This is a genomic window from Cyanobacterium aponinum PCC 10605 (assembly GCF_000317675.1).
Classification (GTDB): Bacteria; Cyanobacteriota; Cyanobacteriia; order Cyanobacteriales; family Cyanobacteriaceae; genus PCC-10605.
This window is the reverse complement of sequence record NC_019776.1, coordinates 1,512,545-1,529,690: the sequence shown is the minus strand read 5'-3', so window position 1 is coordinate 1,529,690 and position 17,146 is coordinate 1,512,545. Positions and strand designations below refer to the sequence as shown.

Sequence of the window (17,146 nt, the reverse complement as noted above, 5' to 3'; positions counted from 1 at the left end):
TGACATCTTATTCTCTAACAATATGATAAATTAGTTTGTCTATTTAATGTTCAAAATAGTAACATTTAAAGTGATTCTTTACAAAACTTTTCAATTAATTTATATCTAGCTAACATGATTAAAACTAGAAAAATCCTCAATACCTTTAGAAATTAAGAGTCTTTCTCTTTTTCTCCTCGCAATTTCTCTCATATTGACGGTTTTATCTGTTTCATCAACAATATCACCTGTCAAAACTTCTAATACATCTTCTAATGTTACCACCCCAGAAACGCCACCATATTCATCAATTACTACCATTAAATGTTGTCGTAATTCCTGAAAATTTTTCAATAAAAGATCCGCCCTAATAGTTTCAGGTACAAAGTTCACATTTTTGGCTAAATTTGCGATTTTTTCTGACCCCTTACCTTTAATGACTGCGGTTAATAATTCATTCTTAAATGCTATTCCTAAAACATCATCAATGGAATCTTGAACGACTAAAATTCGACTGTGTTCAGACTTAATAATTGTATCTTGACATTCACTTAAAGTTAGATCACCTTTTAAGTAGGTAATAATAATTCTTGGAGTCATCAAATCGTACGCAGATAAATCATTAAGATGAAAAACTCTGTTAATCATTTCTGCTTCATCCGCCTCAATTACTCCCTCGTTGCTACCAATATTTGTTAATAACTTAATTTCCATTTCATTGGTTGTCGGCAAAACTTTTCCCTTGGTTAAAGGCTCTGTTATTTTTTCCATCAACCACACCAAAGGATTTAAAATAAAGGCTAAAAACTTAGTAGGAAAAGCCAACCATAAAGCAATATTATCAGCATATCTTTGTCCTAGAGTTTTGGGAATAATTTCACCAAATATAATAATTAAAAAAGTCAAAATGGCAGAAAAAACTCCTAACCATTTACTACCTAAAGCCTCTGTGGTGAAAGTACCAATTATGATACTACCCACAATATTAAAGATATTATTGAGGATAACGATCGCAGCTATAGGGCGACTCATTTTCTTTTTAATTTGTAACAAAACCAAGGCAGAAGACTTTTTTGACTGAGCCCACTGTTTTACTTTTATATCAGAAACAGATAGAAGCACAGTTTCAGTTAAAGAACAAAAAGCAGAACCAGCTAAAACAATAATGACGGAAATAAATAAGTTGAACATTATAAAGGAGTTAAGAGTTAGGATCAAATATTATTAATCATGGTTAAAGGGAGAAGTAGAGAGTAGAAATTTCTAAAATATTGATAAAAATTTCCCCAAAACTCAATCTCCTAATCCCTCAATAAATATTTATTGTACCCCTACAGAACGCCCTCCAGAACCAAAAGAAATAACTCTATCTTCTGTGAAAGGTATCCAACCGACTTCATAACCCATACTTCTTGCTTTTTGTCTTGCTACACGAAATGCCTCAAAACTGTCGGGACGTACTAAGAAAGCAACGTAGTTTATTTGTGGATCTAATTGTTTTAAAATAGTACCATAGTCAGAATCTGTCGCCATTAACTCTTTCTTGTTTTCACCAGAGGAAGTCGCTACTGGCTGATAAATAATTGATCCTTGTTCACTAATGGTAACTTGATAATCTTGATTACTGTAGTAAAAATTTTTTAATTTTTGTTCCCTTGAATTAACACAAGCCTGATATTCTTGAATTTCTTGAAGATAGAAACTATAGAGATAATCGGGAATATCATTGGGTATATTTGGATCAGAACAACGAGGTAAAGTGGTAACAACTTCATCTATTTCTTGACTAATTTGAGGATCGCTGACATAAAATATCTTGTTATCTCTCACTTCAAAAAAATTAGGTATTTTGTTTGTTTCTGAACGTAAAGGAGTGCGAATAATCGTACCTGCTTCTACTGCCAACAAACTCACAAATAAACCAATAAACATTAATACCCCTACGGTGTTAGTTAGAATGTCTAAGAAAGAATCTAAATTTTGACTGGGGTTACTTATTTTTCTGGCTCTTCTGTTTCTCATTGTTATATAAACTGATAATCTATAATGGTATTTTTACTCACAGAATGATTTTTTTGCATTTTTGAGAAATATTTATGACTGTTACTGTTATCCCTCAATCCCTAGAAGAAGCGATTATTCAGGCAAAATCAGCGTTAAAAGTTGCCCTTGAAAGTGGTTGTACTCGCATTACTATTGATTTAGTCATTCCTGAAATTGCCTTAAAAGCTCAATATTTAGCCCAAGAGTTTGCGGATTTTTTCTCTGAATATGGTGCAGGGCTGAAATTATTTTTCCCTGATACAGGGGCGGCGGCTTTGGCAAGGAGAGATTGGGGAGAGACGGAATTTCAAGTAACAGATATTGGTAGTAGTCGTAGTCCTATTGAAAGAAAAATTAGCGATACAGATCAAGTTTTTCTGGTAATTTCTCCTTCAGCAGTGGAAGTTAATTTAGTGGAAAAGTTATGTAACATAGCAGGCGATCGCCCTGTTATTTTATTAATTCCTCAATTAGAAGATGTTTCCATTGTGGGTATTGGTTATGCGGCTAGACAGTTAAGAGAAAGATTTATTAGTATTCTCGAATCTGCTTATTATTTTCGCCCTTTAGAGTCTGCTGTGGTGTTAAGAAGCTACCCCCAATTATGGCAAGTATGGCAACAAAATGAAGAAAATGAAGATTATGAGTTAATCGCAGAAGTTCCTCAAAAGCCTTTAGGGGAAAACCTCGATCGCATTTTGCAAGGTCAAACGGAGGATGATTCTGATAATAACAATAACACACCTCCTCCCTCTGCTTCTGGCTTGTTTGCTTCTCTCAAAAGTTTCCTCAAAGCCCTAAATAATTAGAGATAGGGGCTTACTTGAGTATCTTATTTCTTATTCTCGTTTAAAAATAGTGCGGCATTGAGTAAGGCTTGGGCTTTTAACATGGTTTCTGCAAATTCTAATTCGGGGGAAGATAAATAAGTAATTGCTCCGCCAACACCGATAGCAGTTTTTTCTGGGGTTATAATAGCAGTACGAATAACTATGTTTAAGTCCATCGTGCCGTTAAGGGCTAAAAATCCGATACAACCTGAATAAATGCCCCTTGCTTCCGTCTCTAAGTCGTCAATAATTTCTAAAGTGCGTTTCTTTGGTGCTCCAGTCATTGAACCACCGGGGAAACAAGCCTTAATACAATCTGTGGTTTTGATTCCTTCCTTGATTTTTCCTTTGACTGTGGACACCATTTGATGTACTGTACTATAAGATTCGATCGCCATTAACTTAGGAACAGTGACACTGCCCACCTGACACACTTTTCCTAAATCATTGCGTAATAAATCGACAATCATAAGGTTTTCTGCTTGTTCTTTTTCACTACACTTTAATTGATTTTTTAGCTGTTCATCTTCATCTTTAGTTTTCCCTCTTTTTACTGTGCCTTTGATGGGCTTTGATTCTAAATTTCCCTGTTTATCCAGATGCAAAAAACGCTCAGGAGAACAAGAAACAATACTTAAATCATTAAATCTAAAAAAACAACTATAAGGAGCTGAATTTTGAGTTCTTAAATAAGAATAAAAATCTAAAGAGTTATCAATATTAGGCAAATAAAGATGGTTTGTAAGGCAAATCTCATAACTTTCTCCTAATCTTATTTTTTGTAAAGATGATTCTATATTATCTAAATACTCCTTTTTATTTCTACTTAAATAAATCGACAAGCCACTACATTTATCATGATATAAATTGTCATTATTAGCTTTGAATATATCATTTAGATGCTCTTGCTTAGAATATTTGCCTGTATTTGAATTATCTTTTATACTAGAAACTTTTGAATTAACATCCCATAAAATGTCTGCTTTTTTAGGAGAGTTTTTTAATTGAAGATTAGAAGATTTTTCCCATGATTGATTATCATTATACTGATGTAGTAAAAATAGTTTTTCCGCTAAATTTTTAAACCAGTTATTAGCTTTTTGTTTAGAATTTTCTTTTCCTAAATAAACTAAATAAATACACTTGTCTAAATGATCAAAAACAATCATCCTATCTGCAAAAATAAATTGAGCATCAGGATAAGAAGATATATGTTTATTTTTATACCCACATAAGGCTTTTAATTCATAACCGAAATAACCAACAAATCCCCCATTAAAGTTAAAGGGTAAATCCAAATTATAATTATTATATTGGTCTAAATATTGTTGTAAAAAATCAAAAATATTATTCTTAATTATCTTTTTTTCTTCTTTTTTAAACTGAATTATAGTATTGGTATTAACATCATAACTAATAAAAAAACTATTTTCCCCTTCACAATCTCCCATATAAGAAAATCGAGATAAACCCTCTGCTATCATACTACTGTCTAACCAAAAACTAGGATTTGCATCTCGATATAAATGCTCAAAAACAATTTCGGAGTCAACATAAAAATCTAATTTTTGACTAAATAACTTGAATTTATCCTGTTTTTTATTATCTATACTCTTATTTAAAATTATTTTGTCTGCTACATTTTGAAAGCTATTTAATTTGATATTTTTTACATCTTTATTGTGAGATAAATAATATTTTTCTGAAAGAATATTAAAGTTAGTTAATATTTGCTCACCATATTCAGAGCAAATGGATTCAGGGTGAAATTGCACACCCCAAAAAGGTTTTAATTTATGTTTTATACCCATAATTAAATTATCTTCAGTATGGGCTATTATTTCTAAATTAGAAGGAAAATTGGCAGGATTATTCGCAATTAATAGAGAGTGATAGCGAACCACAGAAAAAGGAGAAGGAATACCATCAAAAATACTATTACTATTATGGTAAACTTTGCTAATTCTACCGTGATAAGGCTCTGGTGCTTTAGTTATTTGAGCATCATAATAATATCCTAATCCTTGATGTCCCAAACAAATGCCCAAAATAGGAATATTTGAGTTTAATAAAACATCTTGACAAACACCAAAATCTTTTCTATTTTTTGGATTACCTGGCCCCGGAGAAATAATTATATTATCAAAATTATTGTCTTCAATTTCTTGCCAAGATAATTGATTATTAGTTATAACAATAGGTTTTTCTTGATTTATTTCTGCAACTAATTGATATATATTGTAAGTAAAAGAATCATAATTATCAATAATTAAAGTTCTCATAAAAGTTGTTACAAAACAGTGCTTTAAAGCGTTAATTATTTTACTCTTGCCCTCAACCTATCTCCCAGAAGACAGGGGAAATTTTTTCTAACAATTCCTTATTTAACTTATTTAAGAATATTATATATAGCGTTTATTAAAACTAAGTAAACAAAAGTTTATAGTTACCCCTTTAGGGGTTTCAACAGTTCCGGAAATAAAGGGCTAAAGCCCTTACTACAAACCTTTTACCGTTTTATGAGCTACAGTTTTTTATACTATTATTACTTATTTTCCGATAATGAGAACTGCTATATATTTAACAAGGATTATGAAAAGGGAAAAACAGCCAAGGAATAAAAATAAATAATAACCAGATTATTTCTAAATAATTATTGTTAACAAGATCTTCTTTTTCTGCCATTAAATTATCAATTCTGACTTGTAAACGATTATCGTAAAATGTGCATTCTAGGTTGTGATTAAATTCAGAAGGTAGCGTCATTATAGATGATGTAACTTGTATCAAAGATTCTGCTATTAAAAGATAATCAACTTTTTTCGCCGCAATTTGATCCGCTCTTAATTCCCTCAATAATATTAAATTATCCCAAAGTTGTTCATTATTAGGTAAACAAAAACCTAATTTTTTAAGATAAAATAGCCAGAAAAATAAAAAAGGATCTCTACATTTCTTATGGGCTGATTCATGGGCTATAACTGCTAATAAGTGTTCTTGAGAAAGTAGTTTTATTAACCCTTGACTTAACACTAATTGGGAGTTCCAAAAACCTATCTGCGCGGCATAAGGAAAATCTGTTTCTAGGAGTTTAAACTTATAATTATTAATTTTTTGCACTGAACACTGTTGCAAAATTGACCAAGTTTTGAGATGGTCTAAGGTATTTTTAACAAGAGTAAATAAAGCATAAATTAAGAAACTAATAGATAAGTAATAGCTCAATTTACTAGCTTTTATTCCCCACATTTCTCCTTGATAACCCATACAAATAATAGCAATACAGGTCATCAATAAAATTAAAGTAGGAAAGGCAAATAAAAATAAAGATAAGCCCCATTTTTGCTGATATTTTTTACTAATAAATTGGCTTAATATTCTCAGACCATAGGCTAATAATAAACTGATAAAAATTAATAATAAGTGCATTTTATTGTTTCTCTCCTCTTTGTTTTCTTACTTCTGCTAAACGAGTGGCGATCGCCTCTATTTGTTCTATACTTGCAGTATCTAAGCTATCAGCGAAAGAAGCAACTACTTCTGGGTTACTAATAGCTAAAAAGTTATGTAATTGTTCATAGGATTGCACTGCTTGGGCTTGTTCACGGGAAATGAGAGGATACCAGAAAAACGCTCTACCCTTCTTTTTGTGCGTTAACCAGCCTTTTTTGGTTAGTCTTTGCAACACTGTCATCACTGAAGCATAGGCTAATTCTCGGTCTGGATCTGCTAAAATGCGATCGTGTATATCCTTAGCACTAGCACAGCCTAAATCCCAGATAATTTCTAAGATTTCTTGTTCTAAGAATCCTAAAGATAATTTTTGCGGTCGGTATTTTGGTAAAAAAGACATTTGATTCAATGAATAATTAATTTAGATTCAGAGTGATGAAAGAGGTTTCAGGTTTCAGGTTTCAGGTGTTAGGGAAGACGAGTTAGGAGTTCAGAATTACAATAATAAATACCATTGCCTGTTGCCTGTTCCCTATTGCCTACCTTAACCGACAATTTTATATCGAACTTAGGTTCTATTTAGGGTTAACAAAATTGGCAAAACTCAACTCATTAATACTGTTCCATTGTAAAATACCCTTTCTAAATTCTAACCATGATTGGTAAATTTCTTTAAAAGTAGGGTTTTGTTGAGCATTATTTTCATACAATTCAAAGGATATTTTTTCGGCTTGTTTAAGAATATCTTGAGGAAAAGGAACTAATTTTGTGCCTCCTGTAATGAGAGATTTTAAGGCTTGTTGATTGACAAAATCGTAGTGAGCTAACATGGTAATGTTGCTTTCTCTAGCACAGACTTCCATCATATTTTGATACTCTGTGGGTAATTTTTCCCAAGCAGATTTATTTATTAAAATTTCCAAAGAAGGACCTGGTTCCCACCATCCGGGGTAATAATAGTACTGAGCAACCTTGTTTAAACCTAATTTTTCATCATCATAGGGGCCTACCCATTCTGCCGCATCGATCGCTCCTCTGTCCAGAGCTAAAAAAACTTCCCCTCCCGGAATATTTTGAACCGTTACCCCTAATTTACCCATTACCTCCCCACCTAAACCGGGAATACGCATTTTTAAACCTTTTAAATCCGCCAGAGATTTTACTTCTCGCTTAAACCATCCCCCCATTTGCGCCCCCGTATTTCCTGCAGGAAAGTTGATAATATTAAAATCACTATAAACTTTTTGCATGGCTTCTAAACCGCCACCATAGTACCACCAAGCGTTATGTTGCCCCGCCAATAATCCAAAAGGGATACCCGTGCCAAAAGCGAGAGCCGAGTTTTTACCCACATAGTAATAACTAGCAGTGTGTCCACATTCAACAGTAGCATTTTGCACTGTATCTAATACCTCCAATCCCGGTACAATTTCCCCCGCCGCATAAGGAGTAATTTGAAATTTACCGCTACTCATCGCCTTGAGGCGATCGCACAAACCCACTACAGATCCATAAATAGTATCTAAAGATTTAGGCCAACTCGTCACCATACGCCATTTTATTTCAGGTAAACTATTCGCCGTAACCGAAGATTTATTTTGACTTTGACAAGAAACTAAGGTTGCTGAAGTTACCGCACTAATTCCCGCATTAGTTAAAAATTGTCTTCTTTGCATATATTTGATTAAATAATTATTTGATTGTCCTTAAAAAATATCATCTTAAAGAAATTAATTAATCATAAAATCATAAAATCATAAAATAAAAAATCATCATGATAACGATACGTTGTAATCAACATTTATTTCGCAACATAGAAGCGATTATTTTTGACAAAGATGGTACTTTGGCAGATTCAGAAAAATTTTTACGGGAATTAGCACATAAAAGAGCTCGTTTGATTGATGCAAATATACCCGGGACTTATGAACCTCTCTTAATGGCTTTTGGAGTAGAACAAAACTATCTTAATCCCACAGGTTTAATGGCAGTAGGTAGTAACAAAGAAAACCAAATTGTAGCGGCGGGATATATTGCAGAAACGGGAAAAAGTTGGTTTGAAGCCTTAGAAATAGCCTCCGAATGTTTTGAAAATGCAGAAAAAGCTTTTCCCACCAGAGGTTTAACTTCACCTTTATTTGCAGGAAGTTTAGAAGTCTTAGAAATGTTATCAAAAAAAGGCTTAAAAATAGCTATCTTGTCCGCCGATACCACTCAAGGAGTCAAAGATTTTGTCGAAAATCACCAACTTTCCCCCTACATAGATTTTATCATGGGTGTTGATGGTGGTCTTTCCAAACCAGACCCTCGCCTCTACTTACAAACTTGTCAGCAGTTAGGAGTAAATCCCCTAAATACTCTCATGGTAGGAGATTCTCAAGGAGACATTGCCATGGCAAAAAATGCCCAAGCAGGAGGCGTTATTGGTATCTGTTGGAAATATCCCCACGCAACCCACTTAAATACTGCTGATGTCGTAATTAGTGATTTAGCACAAATCAAAATTGCCTAACTTCCACTTATTACTCATTATTCATTTACTCGGCTTCGGGTGAACTCCATAGCTGTAACCTGCAATCTACAACCTGCAACCTTTTTTCTAAACCCCAACTTCTAATTACTCCCCTCATATAGAGAGGCTTGTGATTGTAACAGTTTACTCACTTGTTCAAAAACTCCCCCTGTTACCCCAGTCTTGTTAATTGCTTGTCTTTCAGGATAAAATGAGGGGCGATCGAGATATAGCGCAATAGCCTGCTCAACCTGTTCTAAAATTAAGCCGTGTAATTCTTCTTTAGCTTTTTTTCTTTGAAACTCCGCCCCTTCTTCGGTAGTAGCATAGAGAGGAGGTAAACGGTTTAAAGCATAGGCAGAAATATCTCCCACATCTAACAATGTATCGCTAGTAGTTTCAATTTCTGCTACTCGGCTAATGACTTCGCTTACCACAAGCTCTTCCATAACATTAATGAATTGTTTTTTAGGAGTGGCAGTAATTTCTCCTGTTAATAACGCCCCCATCAACTTATCTAAAGCCTTGTATTCTTCGGCAGAAAGTTCTCCAGAAGCATCACATAATCTACCTACTTCCGCTTCCATGGAAGGAGTGAGATAGCCCGTTTCTAATGCCTGTTCGACAATTTTTTCAATATCCATGAAACTTTGACAATTATTAAGATACCGATAATATTCTAATACTATTTGCTCAAGGAGATAGAATTAGATGAAATATTTATCAGAAATTACTGTTAGTTTAGTATGATTTATACAGTAGAGAAACATTTAGAAACTAAATGAGCAGTTGGAAAAAGGGAAAAAAACTTAATAACGGTCAATATATAGTTGAGTCCATTTTACTTCGAGGTGGCTCTAGTCCTTGTTATCGGGCGAGAGATGTTAAACGAGATATGTTAGTCACTCTCAAAACCACTAATATTACTAAAATTATGGAAGCGGAGAGGGGAGACTTAGCAGAAAAGTTAATCAAACAAGCTCAACAAGTTGCCCAAAAGTGTCAAAGTCCTTGCTTAATTAAGTTATATCCTCATGTGTTTCTCGAAGATGATCTCGCTTATATGGTGATGGATTATCCTGAAGGTAATGATCTTGCTAACTATATTGATGATAATGGCAAATTATCCCCAGAAGAAGCTCTGAAAATAATTACAAAGGTTGCCTCGGCGGTTAATATTCTTCATCAAAATAAATGTCTTCATCTTGATTTAAAACCTCAAAATATCATTATTGAAGATAAAACTCAAAATCCGATTATTGTTGACTATGGTTGGGCAGTAAAATTGTTTGCTTTAGCGGCAAGAAAGACTCCGATTTCTCCCAATGACTGTTTTTCTCCTCCAGAAAAAATCAAGGATTCTGGAAAGCTAGGGGTTTATAGTGATATTTATTCTTTGGCGGCAATTCTCTACGTTTTAACTACTGCTCAACTACCTTTAAATGCAAATTTAAGAAGTTTTCAAGATTTAGTACCCCCTATTCAATATAATAACCAGATGAGCGATCGCTTTTCTGATGCAATTTTAAAGGGTATGGCATTGGATATAAAACAACGCCCTCAATGTTTAAAAGATTGGCTAGATTTATTTAAACAAGCTCAAACCCAAGAAGAATCTTCAAGCCAAGAAAAACAAAAAATAATCGAACAAACAGAGTTTATTGCGCCTCCTCCAGAGGAAACGGTAGTACAAAGGTCAACTCAGATTATTACTCCCCCCACTATTACAAAACCAAAATATAATTATCCAAATATTGAAGAATTTAGCTTTGAAACTGTTACCCTCACAGAAGAAAAAAAATTATTTGGATTTGTTTCTAAGATTGAAAAAAATTTAACGACAAAAAAAGGACAATATTTCGTTGAATATTTAGGACAAGGGGTAAATTTAGAAATGATATTTATTCCCTCTGGTCAGTTTATGATGGGTTCAAGTAGTGATGAGCGTCATCGTGAAAAAGATGAAAGTCCTCAACATAAGGTTAATCTAAATTCTTTTTATATCAGCAAATATCCCGTTACTCAATTACAGTGGAAAACGGTTTCTTACTTTCCAAAAGTAACTCGCAATTTGAAGCACAAACCTGCTCTCTTTAGAGGTGATGCTTTGCCAGTCGAAAGGGTTTCTTGGTTTGATGTACAAGAATTTTGTAAGCGATTGAGTAAATATACGGGCAGAAATTACCGTTTACCCACTGAGTCGGAATGGGAATATGCTTGTCGTGGGAATACTAACACTGCTTTTTCTTTTGGGGATGTAATTACTTCCGAAGTGGCAAATTTTGATCGCCCCAATAAGGATAATAAGAATAAAAACATTAAATACGAAAAGAAAACAACCCCTGTGGACAATTTTTATCCCAATCCTTTCGGCTTATATGATGTTCATGGCAATGTCTGGGAATGGTGCGAAGACAATTATGTAAGTAGCTATACCCAAAAACCAAAAGATGGTACGGCGCATTTAACTTCTATGGTTAATCAAAATCGAGTTGTGAGGGGAGGATCATGGTCACTATCTTCGGAATATTGTCGTAGTGCAAAAAGAAATAGTTATGCTCCAGATTCTTCTTATAATTTTATCGGTTTTCGGGTGGTGTGCGTCTTAGATTGATTTAACTGAGGTTCAAGGGAATATTATGGCTCTTTTACAATGGTTATGATAAATTAATGGGGGATAACTTCCATAACTTTTCTTTAATAGTGTTTATAGTAAAATAGAAACTAAAAGTTTATAAATTATTATTTAATAATTGCCTCTTGCCCTTCTCCCCTTTTAAGGGGAGACACAGAGGGGTTTGCCTATCCTAACCAATAATTTACAGACTCAAAGTAATAGAGCTATTGTTTTTTCAACCAAAATATCAGAAAGGAAGTAATATAATTGCTAATTACTCATTAATATAAATACTCAATAGGTGCGATCGCATGAATATTTTTGATAAATTAGAACAGGATATAAGTAATCAAATTCAGAGTTTACAAGCTAAACAGCAAGAATTAATTGAAAAGAAAAAATACTTAGCGACAACCAAAGAAAAAATACAAAATTTTCTTACCTCTGCTCAAGAAATTCAGCAAATAGTAGGAGGTGAACCAGAATTGCTTAAGTCTATCCAAAAAGAATTAGGAAAAATTTTTTCCTCTCATAATAATCCACAACCAAAACTACCGATAAAAAAAGAAAATAGTACTACTCCTAACCTAGAATCTCCTCCAGAAAATAAACCTATTGATTCTGCTCTAAAAAGTGCAGATAATTCCGATGATACTGAAGAGGGAGAAGCCATCAAAATTTTTAACTTTGTCGATGCCCAAGGGAAAAATACCTCATTTTAAATCTTTGGTTGTAAGGGCTTTCTGATTCCCGAAAGCAAACTTTAAATTAGAGATAATAGAGAAAACTATGTTGAAGGAGTCAGGAGTTATAATCCTATAGAAGGAATTGACTAATGATTGATGTTGGCGATATTCGGACAAATATTATCTTTAACATTTTCAAAATTTTTAATTTCTTGCCAACTAGATAAAATACCATTTAACTCGTCTTTCAACATCTTCAATTCATTGATTTTTGACTCTATTTCTTCTAATTTATCTGTTAGTAATTGTTTTGCTACACTACAGGGAATTTGTTGTTGATCATATACAACTAATATTTGTTTTATTTCTTTTAATGTTAATCCCAAAGATTGCGATCGACGTATAAAATTTAACCTTTGAAAAACCGCAGGAGAAAATAAACGATAGCCATTGTTATCCCTCGAAAGATGAGGAGATAGTAACCCTAAATCAGCATAATAACGAACAGTTTTCACTGGTAAATTACTTTGTTTGGCAACATTCCCAATAGTAAAAGAATTAAGCATTTTTTCTGTGATTTATCATTCTTATTTCATTACACAACTTTAGCTTTAAGGTAATAAAAACCATTCGGATGAAATTTGAATAATCAGAAACGATAATCTCGTTTTCGTTTTAAAGGAGGCAAAGGAGTTAAACTATTCCTACTGGGTGGTAAGTATCGTCTAGTTCGAGACACGGTAGTTATTTTTTGAGGTTTTGTTGTTTGTAACCAACGCATAAATAAGCCTGTAGTAGCTATTAACAGACCTAACGATAAAAGAGTCCAACGTTCCTCAAATCCCCCTAAAATAGAATCCACAAAGCCGAATATAATAATAAAAGCAGAGATAGGTTCTTTGCGATAGATTTTTTTAATTGAATGAGAAAGTGACTTTTTCATAGTTTTAATTTAACATCTTTACTTTAATTTTACTCACAATTTAAAACTTTATTTTATAGAAACAAAAGTTCATCTAATCTGTCATATTGACAAGTTAATTAACCTCAGTTCGGTTTAAGAATATCTGATAAGGTTAGGTGTCAGGTGTCAGGTTGCAGGTTTCAGGTGGTAGGGGATGGGGGGATGAGGTGATGAGGGGAAAAGGAGAAACAAGTAATAAATAATAAATAATAAATAATAAATAAGTAGTAAGTATTTGCGATTTTTAATTCTTAATTCTTAATTTTTAATTCTTAACTATTTAACTTCAGTTCGGATTAAAGCAATTTTATTGTTATTTCTAAGAAGCTATAAGGTTTTCTGACTACGAGAAAATAATGCTTTCAGCTTATCTAAAACTCTGGTTAATTAGCAATTAACAATTAAAAAGCAATGGGCAATGAGCAAAGGAAGAATAAAGAATGAAGAATAATTAACCCTTAATTTTAATTTTATCCTCACAATTTCTAACTTCTGACCCTTTATTTCTACCCATTACTCATTACTTATTTCGTTCCCATATATTGAATATGTAAAATTAGACATCAATTACGGTAATCCAATCCTTATAAATTGGATCTCTATTCTCGGTAATTTCAGTTAGTTTTTCTTTCAATTTCATGGTTATTTTTTTATCCGCAGGAAGATGATAATTTTCCACTCTTTTTACGGGAGTAATCTTTGCCGCAGTACCACATAAAAATACTTCATCAGCAATAAATAATTCTGTTTTATCAATTTCTCTTTCTTCTACTTCAATTTCTAAATCTTTAGCAATAGTAACTATACTATCCCTAGTTATACCTTCTAAGATATCTTGATCTACATTAGGAGTGATTAATTTATTATTTCTAACAATAAAAATATTCATTCCCGTGGCTTCGCAAACTTTTCCTTGAGAATTCATTAAAATTGCTTCGTCAAAACCACTATCTACTGCCTCAGTTTTTGCCAAAGCGGAAGTAATATAAGCGCCACTAATTTTGCCCCGTAAAGGTAAACTACGGTCTTCCTGACGATACCATGAACTGATTCGGCAACTAATACCATCAGGGGATAAATAATCTCCCATTTCTAAACCGTAAACGAAAAAGTTTTTTTCAATATTGTGTAATCTAGGGGCAATACCTAAATCTGAAGTGTAAACAAAAGGGCGAATATAGAAGGGTTTACTTGGTTTATTTTTACTAACAAAATCTTTGATAACGGTCTTTATCTTATCCGCAGATAAATTATAGTGTAAGTATTTAGCACTGTTGCTTAAACGACGACAATGACGGTCTAAGCGAAATAATAACACTTGATGGGGATTTTGAGGATTAATTGTACCTCTCAAACCACCAAAAGCACCTGTACCATAGTGTAAGCCGTGAGTAGCGATAGAAATTTTTGCATCAGCAAAAGGAACAAACTGACCTTCAAAATAGGCTATTGGTAAAAAATCGGGCATGATTAACTATAAAAATATTTATTGATTCGATCGAAAATACAGATCCTTCAATAATATCATTAAATTCTATAATTTATCTGTTGATAACTCTTCAGTTTTTTTATCCATACTTTAAATCATCATATTTATTTGGTTATTTCTCACTTATCAGTTAAGATAATCAAGGAAATATATAGTAAATTATTATGTAAGTCTCTGCAAAAAAAAATAGGTATCTCATAACATCTTTCTGTTATTCACGCAAAAGAATCGAACACTTATTAGGAGTGATAAAATCAATGGAAAATAATCAATTAAAATACCATCAATTGAAAAATAAACTCATTGGAGAAATTTTGCAAGAAGCAGGGTTTGTCAATTCTGACCAAGTTGCAGTTGCATTGATGGAACAAAGTTTTTATACTCATTTAAAGTTGGGAGAAATTCTTGCACTTCATGGATGGGTGAATCAAGAATTAGTAGATTTTTTCGCAGAAAGAATACAATTGCCTCCAAAAAAAGAAGCAAAAAAAATAGGGGAATACTTACTAGAAGCAGGGTTATTGACGGAAAAAGATATTCAGGAAATTTTAAAAGAACAGCACAAATCTGGGGTTAAATTTGGCTCTCTGGCTGTCTTAAGAGGTTGTATTAAACAAGAAACTCTCAATTTTTTCCTGAAATATTTTACAAATGAAGGTTTAAACGATAACCACTTACAATATAAAATTCGCACCCTTTCAAAGCAAAGTAAGTTTACAAATTCTCATAAAAATACAACGCATAATGATATGGAAAAAGAAAAATCTTTTGTAACCTCATCCAACAATCACCGAGATAAACAAAGTTTAAACTCTAAACATACAAAAAATATAATTGACAATCAAGAATTAGTGGAAGATGATTTAGAATCAATGACTTGGCTGAAAACCTCTTATTAAAATAGGGAAAGTATGTATCCGAGAATAATAGTATCAGATGGCTTTGTTGCATAAATGATGAGTTAAAGCCTTTTTGTGTATAGAATAAAATAATAACATCTGTTTTGCTCTCAAGATACGGTCACTTAACTATGAAAGAAAAATATCGTCTCAGAAATTGGTCAGAATATAATCAACCTGAGTTCGGGATAAATTTTCATCTATGAATGATGGAAAAAGGGCAAGGGGCAAAGGTAAATAGTGTTGGGGTGAATAGTTGATAATTACTCGTTACTCGTTACTCATTACTCCCTTAAACCTAACACCTGCAACCTGCAACCTGAAACCTGACATCTATCCTTATCCAATATTCTTAAATCGAATTGAGGTTAATCAGGGTTTAAAACAAAGAGGTAGTCTGACATTTTGGATTTCTGAGGATACACTGTCTCATCATTGGTTAGAAGTTAAGGTTAAAAGCAAGGTGTAAAGGAATTTTCAAAGAAAAAGTTTTTTTGATTTTTTCCCAATTCTGGAAACGGAGCAATAATTAATTTCTGCCTTGGTTTTCTCTATTTCATTGATTGAACCTGTCCATAAATAACTCAGACCTAATAATCTTTTTACTGTATTAAATGCCTCCTCTATTCGCCAACGTTTTCCATATAAGTTGACCACCACATGAGGGGGTAAAATTTCAGGACTTGTTACTGATGTCAAATAAGAATGCCACTTATTTTTTGACCTAATTTCAACCAGACGTAAGGTCACAATTGGCGTTTTCTTCCTTCCATCACCTATATTTATTAGGCTGTCTCTCAAATCATGACTATTCGTAAATCGTTTTAATATTTCTATAGATGCCCCTTTTTTTATTCTCGTAATAAAATCAATATTTCTTGTTATTAATTCTTGCCAAAATAGAAAATGATAAAATCCTCTATCCAACAATAATAGAGTCTGACTTTTTACTAAATTTAGAATATTTTCCTCAAATTTAACCTCAGAAATACTGGGATTTTCTTCTACCCAAATTTCTACGGGTAATCTGGTTGCTAAATCCATCACTACTGCCATTTTCCCCGCTAATTTTCCTGTAGGAATATCTTTTAAACTATCTAATTTTCTGAACAATGCTTCCAATGTTGAACCATCAACAATCCAAATCTGCTTAAATTTTGTTAAAGAAAAACAGACACTATCAGGGAGTGGATGATTGGTTCTTTTTTGCCATCTTTCCTTGAATTTTGGTAGTAATTGTTTGAATACTTGTTCAAATAAAATGGAGGGAAAAGTTAAAAATCGGTCAGATAGTGCTTTTTGACTTACTTTTGTCGGATCTACCCACAAAAAACCCTCCCGATTCAAAATACGAGTTAATTCGTTGACACTGGGGACATTTCGCCATAAAAGAGTCAATATTGCTGCGGTCATTAATGATAAATTGAGAACACGATTTCTCATTCCCAAATCACGAAACAGACTCTGTTGGGCAAAAATAGAAGGGGTTAAAAGTTCAGACAAATGGGAAACAATAGCATCATTTTCACTCAAGGGATGATGTTTTTTCTGGGCGTGGTCTCGGTTAATTTTCTTGGTCATTCAAAGTAAGTAAGAAAAAGTAAATAATCTTAAATAGTAGCATTCATCAAGTTTTGAGCTGTTTATTAAGTTTTATTAGCAAAATATTGACTT

At 32.9% G+C, this 17,146-nt stretch carries 15 protein-coding genes and 1 pseudogene; 5 read left to right on the top strand and 11 right to left on the bottom strand.

Annotated elements, in window-relative coordinates; translation table 11 throughout:
• Positions 1 to 105: 105 nt before the first annotated feature.
• Positions 106 to 1,170 carry a hemolysin family protein gene (locus CYAN10605_RS06365; protein WP_015219116.1) on the bottom strand — a complete coding sequence of 355 codons (1,065 nt, stop codon included), beginning with the start codon at positions 1,168 to 1,170 and terminating at the stop codon, positions 106 to 108.
• Positions 1,171 to 1,299: 129 nt separating this feature from the next.
• Positions 1,300 to 2,001: a hypothetical protein gene (locus tag CYAN10605_RS06360; protein ID WP_015219115.1), complete on the bottom strand. Its 702-nt coding sequence runs from the start codon at positions 1,999 to 2,001 to the stop codon at positions 1,300 to 1,302.
• Between the two features lie 74 nt (positions 2,002 to 2,075).
• Between CYAN10605_RS06360 and CYAN10605_RS06355 the strand changes: the two genes are divergently transcribed.
• On the top strand, positions 2,076 to 2,831 hold the full coding sequence (locus tag CYAN10605_RS06355; RefSeq protein WP_015219114.1) for a DUF1995 family protein: 756 nt from the start codon (positions 2,076 to 2,078) through the stop codon (positions 2,829 to 2,831).
• Positions 2,832 to 2,854: 23 nt separating this feature from the next.
• On the opposite strand, the gene CYAN10605_RS06350 is transcribed toward CYAN10605_RS06355, so the two are convergent.
• The 4 genes from CYAN10605_RS06350 to CYAN10605_RS06335 form a co-directional block, all read right to left on the bottom strand.
• Positions 2,855 to 5,134 carry a chorismate-binding protein gene (locus CYAN10605_RS06350; RefSeq protein ID WP_015219113.1) on the bottom strand — a complete coding sequence of 760 codons (2,280 nt, stop codon included), beginning with the start codon at positions 5,132 to 5,134 and terminating at the stop codon, positions 2,855 to 2,857.
• Between the two features lie 298 nt (positions 5,135 to 5,432).
• Positions 5,433 to 6,281: a M56 family metallopeptidase gene (locus tag CYAN10605_RS06345; RefSeq protein ID WP_015219112.1), complete on the bottom strand. Its 849-nt coding sequence runs from the start codon at positions 6,279 to 6,281 to the stop codon at positions 5,433 to 5,435.
• A 1-nt stretch (position 6,282) separates the two neighbouring features.
• Complete coding sequence (locus CYAN10605_RS06340) at positions 6,283 to 6,705, bottom strand: BlaI/MecI/CopY family transcriptional regulator (RefSeq protein ID WP_015219111.1); 423 nt, start codon at positions 6,703 to 6,705, stop codon at positions 6,283 to 6,285.
• A gap of 175 nt (positions 6,706 to 6,880) precedes the next feature.
• A complete protein-coding gene (locus tag CYAN10605_RS06335; protein WP_015219110.1) occupies positions 6,881 to 7,981 on the bottom strand; it encodes a TRAP transporter substrate-binding protein in 1,101 nt (366 codons plus the stop codon).
• A 98-nt stretch (positions 7,982 to 8,079) separates the two neighbouring features.
• On the opposite strand from CYAN10605_RS06335, the gene CYAN10605_RS06330 reads away from it, so the two are divergent.
• Positions 8,080 to 8,817, top strand: a complete 738-nt coding sequence (locus CYAN10605_RS06330) for an HAD family hydrolase (RefSeq protein WP_015219109.1) — start codon at positions 8,080 to 8,082, stop codon at positions 8,815 to 8,817.
• Positions 8,818 to 8,918: 101 nt separating this feature from the next.
• On the opposite strand, the gene CYAN10605_RS06325 is transcribed toward CYAN10605_RS06330, so the two are convergent.
• The gene (locus tag CYAN10605_RS06325) at positions 8,919 to 9,461 is read right to left on the bottom strand and encodes a late competence development ComFB family protein (RefSeq protein WP_015219108.1); all 543 of its coding nucleotides are present in this window, start codon (positions 9,459 to 9,461) and stop codon (positions 8,919 to 8,921) included.
• A gap of 137 nt (positions 9,462 to 9,598) precedes the next feature.
• Here CYAN10605_RS06325 and CYAN10605_RS06320 point away from each other — a divergent pair, with 137 nt between their 5' ends.
• Positions 9,599 to 11,431 carry a bifunctional serine/threonine-protein kinase/formylglycine-generating enzyme family protein gene (locus CYAN10605_RS06320; RefSeq protein ID WP_015219107.1) on the top strand — a complete coding sequence of 611 codons (1,833 nt, stop codon included), beginning with the start codon at positions 9,599 to 9,601 and terminating at the stop codon, positions 11,429 to 11,431.
• Positions 11,432 to 11,745: 314 nt separating this feature from the next.
• Positions 11,746 to 12,156: a hypothetical protein gene (locus CYAN10605_RS06315; protein ID WP_015219106.1), complete on the top strand. Its 411-nt coding sequence runs from the start codon at positions 11,746 to 11,748 to the stop codon at positions 12,154 to 12,156.
• A gap of 110 nt (positions 12,157 to 12,266) precedes the next feature.
• On the opposite strand, the gene CYAN10605_RS06310 is transcribed toward CYAN10605_RS06315, so the two are convergent.
• The 3 genes from CYAN10605_RS06310 to CYAN10605_RS06300 all read right to left on the bottom strand — a co-directional run bounded on the left by CYAN10605_RS06310 (position 12,267) and on the right by CYAN10605_RS06300 (position 14,552).
• Positions 12,267 to 12,686, bottom strand: a complete 420-nt coding sequence (locus CYAN10605_RS06310; protein WP_015219105.1) for a heavy metal-responsive transcriptional regulator — start codon at positions 12,684 to 12,686, stop codon at positions 12,267 to 12,269.
• Between the two features lie 83 nt (positions 12,687 to 12,769).
• Entirely contained in the window at positions 12,770 to 13,063 is a 294-nt protein-coding gene (locus tag CYAN10605_RS06305) for a hypothetical protein (protein WP_015219104.1), read from the bottom strand.
• A gap of 577 nt (positions 13,064 to 13,640) precedes the next feature.
• Positions 13,641 to 14,552: a branched-chain amino acid transaminase gene (locus CYAN10605_RS06300; protein WP_015219103.1), complete on the bottom strand. Its 912-nt coding sequence runs from the start codon at positions 14,550 to 14,552 to the stop codon at positions 13,641 to 13,643.
• Positions 14,553 to 14,830: 278 nt separating this feature from the next.
• On the opposite strand from CYAN10605_RS06300, the gene CYAN10605_RS17800 reads away from it, so the two are divergent.
• Entirely contained in the window at positions 14,831 to 15,472 is a 642-nt protein-coding gene (locus CYAN10605_RS17800) for a cyclic di-GMP-binding domain-containing protein, MshE-related (protein ID WP_015219102.1), read from the top strand.
• Between the two features lie 549 nt (positions 15,473 to 16,021).
• On the opposite strand, the pseudogene CYAN10605_RS06290 reads toward CYAN10605_RS17800, so the two are convergent.
• Positions 16,022 to 17,005, bottom strand: a pseudogene (locus CYAN10605_RS06290) (IS4 family transposase); the annotation flags it as partial.
• Positions 17,006 to 17,146: the final 141 nt, after the last annotated feature.

What these genes read in the sequence shown, in the direction of transcription:
- CYAN10605_RS06360 (WP_015219115.1), bottom strand. Translation starts at nt 2,001, where the DNA reads ATGAGAAACAGAAGAGCCAGAAAAATAAGTAACCCCAGTCAAAATTTA.
- CYAN10605_RS06365 (WP_015219116.1), bottom strand. Translation starts at nt 1,170, where the DNA reads ATGTTCAACTTATTTATTTCCGTCATTATTGTTTTAGCTGGTTCTGCT.
- CYAN10605_RS06335 (WP_015219110.1), bottom strand. Translation starts at nt 7,981, where the DNA reads ATGCAAAGAAGACAATTTTTAACTAATGCGGGAATTAGTGCGGTAACT.
- CYAN10605_RS17800 (WP_015219102.1), top strand. Translation starts at nt 14,831, where the DNA reads ATGGAAAATAATCAATTAAAATACCATCAATTGAAAAATAAACTCATT.
- CYAN10605_RS06325 (WP_015219108.1), bottom strand. Translation starts at nt 9,461, where the DNA reads ATGGATATTGAAAAAATTGTCGAACAGGCATTAGAAACGGGCTATCTC.
- CYAN10605_RS06300 (WP_015219103.1), bottom strand. Translation starts at nt 14,552, where the DNA reads ATGCCCGATTTTTTACCAATAGCCTATTTTGAAGGTCAGTTTGTTCCT.
- CYAN10605_RS06330 (WP_015219109.1), top strand. Translation starts at nt 8,080, where the DNA reads ATGATAACGATACGTTGTAATCAACATTTATTTCGCAACATAGAAGCG.
- CYAN10605_RS06310 (WP_015219105.1), bottom strand. Translation starts at nt 12,686, where the DNA reads ATGCTTAATTCTTTTACTATTGGGAATGTTGCCAAACAAAGTAATTTA.
- CYAN10605_RS06355 (WP_015219114.1), top strand. Translation starts at nt 2,076, where the DNA reads ATGACTGTTACTGTTATCCCTCAATCCCTAGAAGAAGCGATTATTCAG.
- CYAN10605_RS06345 (WP_015219112.1), bottom strand. Translation starts at nt 6,281, where the DNA reads ATGCACTTATTATTAATTTTTATCAGTTTATTATTAGCCTATGGTCTG.
- CYAN10605_RS06350 (WP_015219113.1), bottom strand. Translation starts at nt 5,134, where the DNA reads ATGAGAACTTTAATTATTGATAATTATGATTCTTTTACTTACAATATA.
- CYAN10605_RS06320 (WP_015219107.1), top strand. Translation starts at nt 9,599, where the DNA reads ATGAGCAGTTGGAAAAAGGGAAAAAAACTTAATAACGGTCAATATATA.
- CYAN10605_RS06340 (WP_015219111.1), bottom strand. Translation starts at nt 6,705, where the DNA reads ATGTCTTTTTTACCAAAATACCGACCGCAAAAATTATCTTTAGGATTC.
- CYAN10605_RS06305 (WP_015219104.1), bottom strand. Translation starts at nt 13,063, where the DNA reads ATGAAAAAGTCACTTTCTCATTCAATTAAAAAAATCTATCGCAAAGAA.
- CYAN10605_RS06315 (WP_015219106.1), top strand. Translation starts at nt 11,746, where the DNA reads ATGAATATTTTTGATAAATTAGAACAGGATATAAGTAATCAAATTCAG.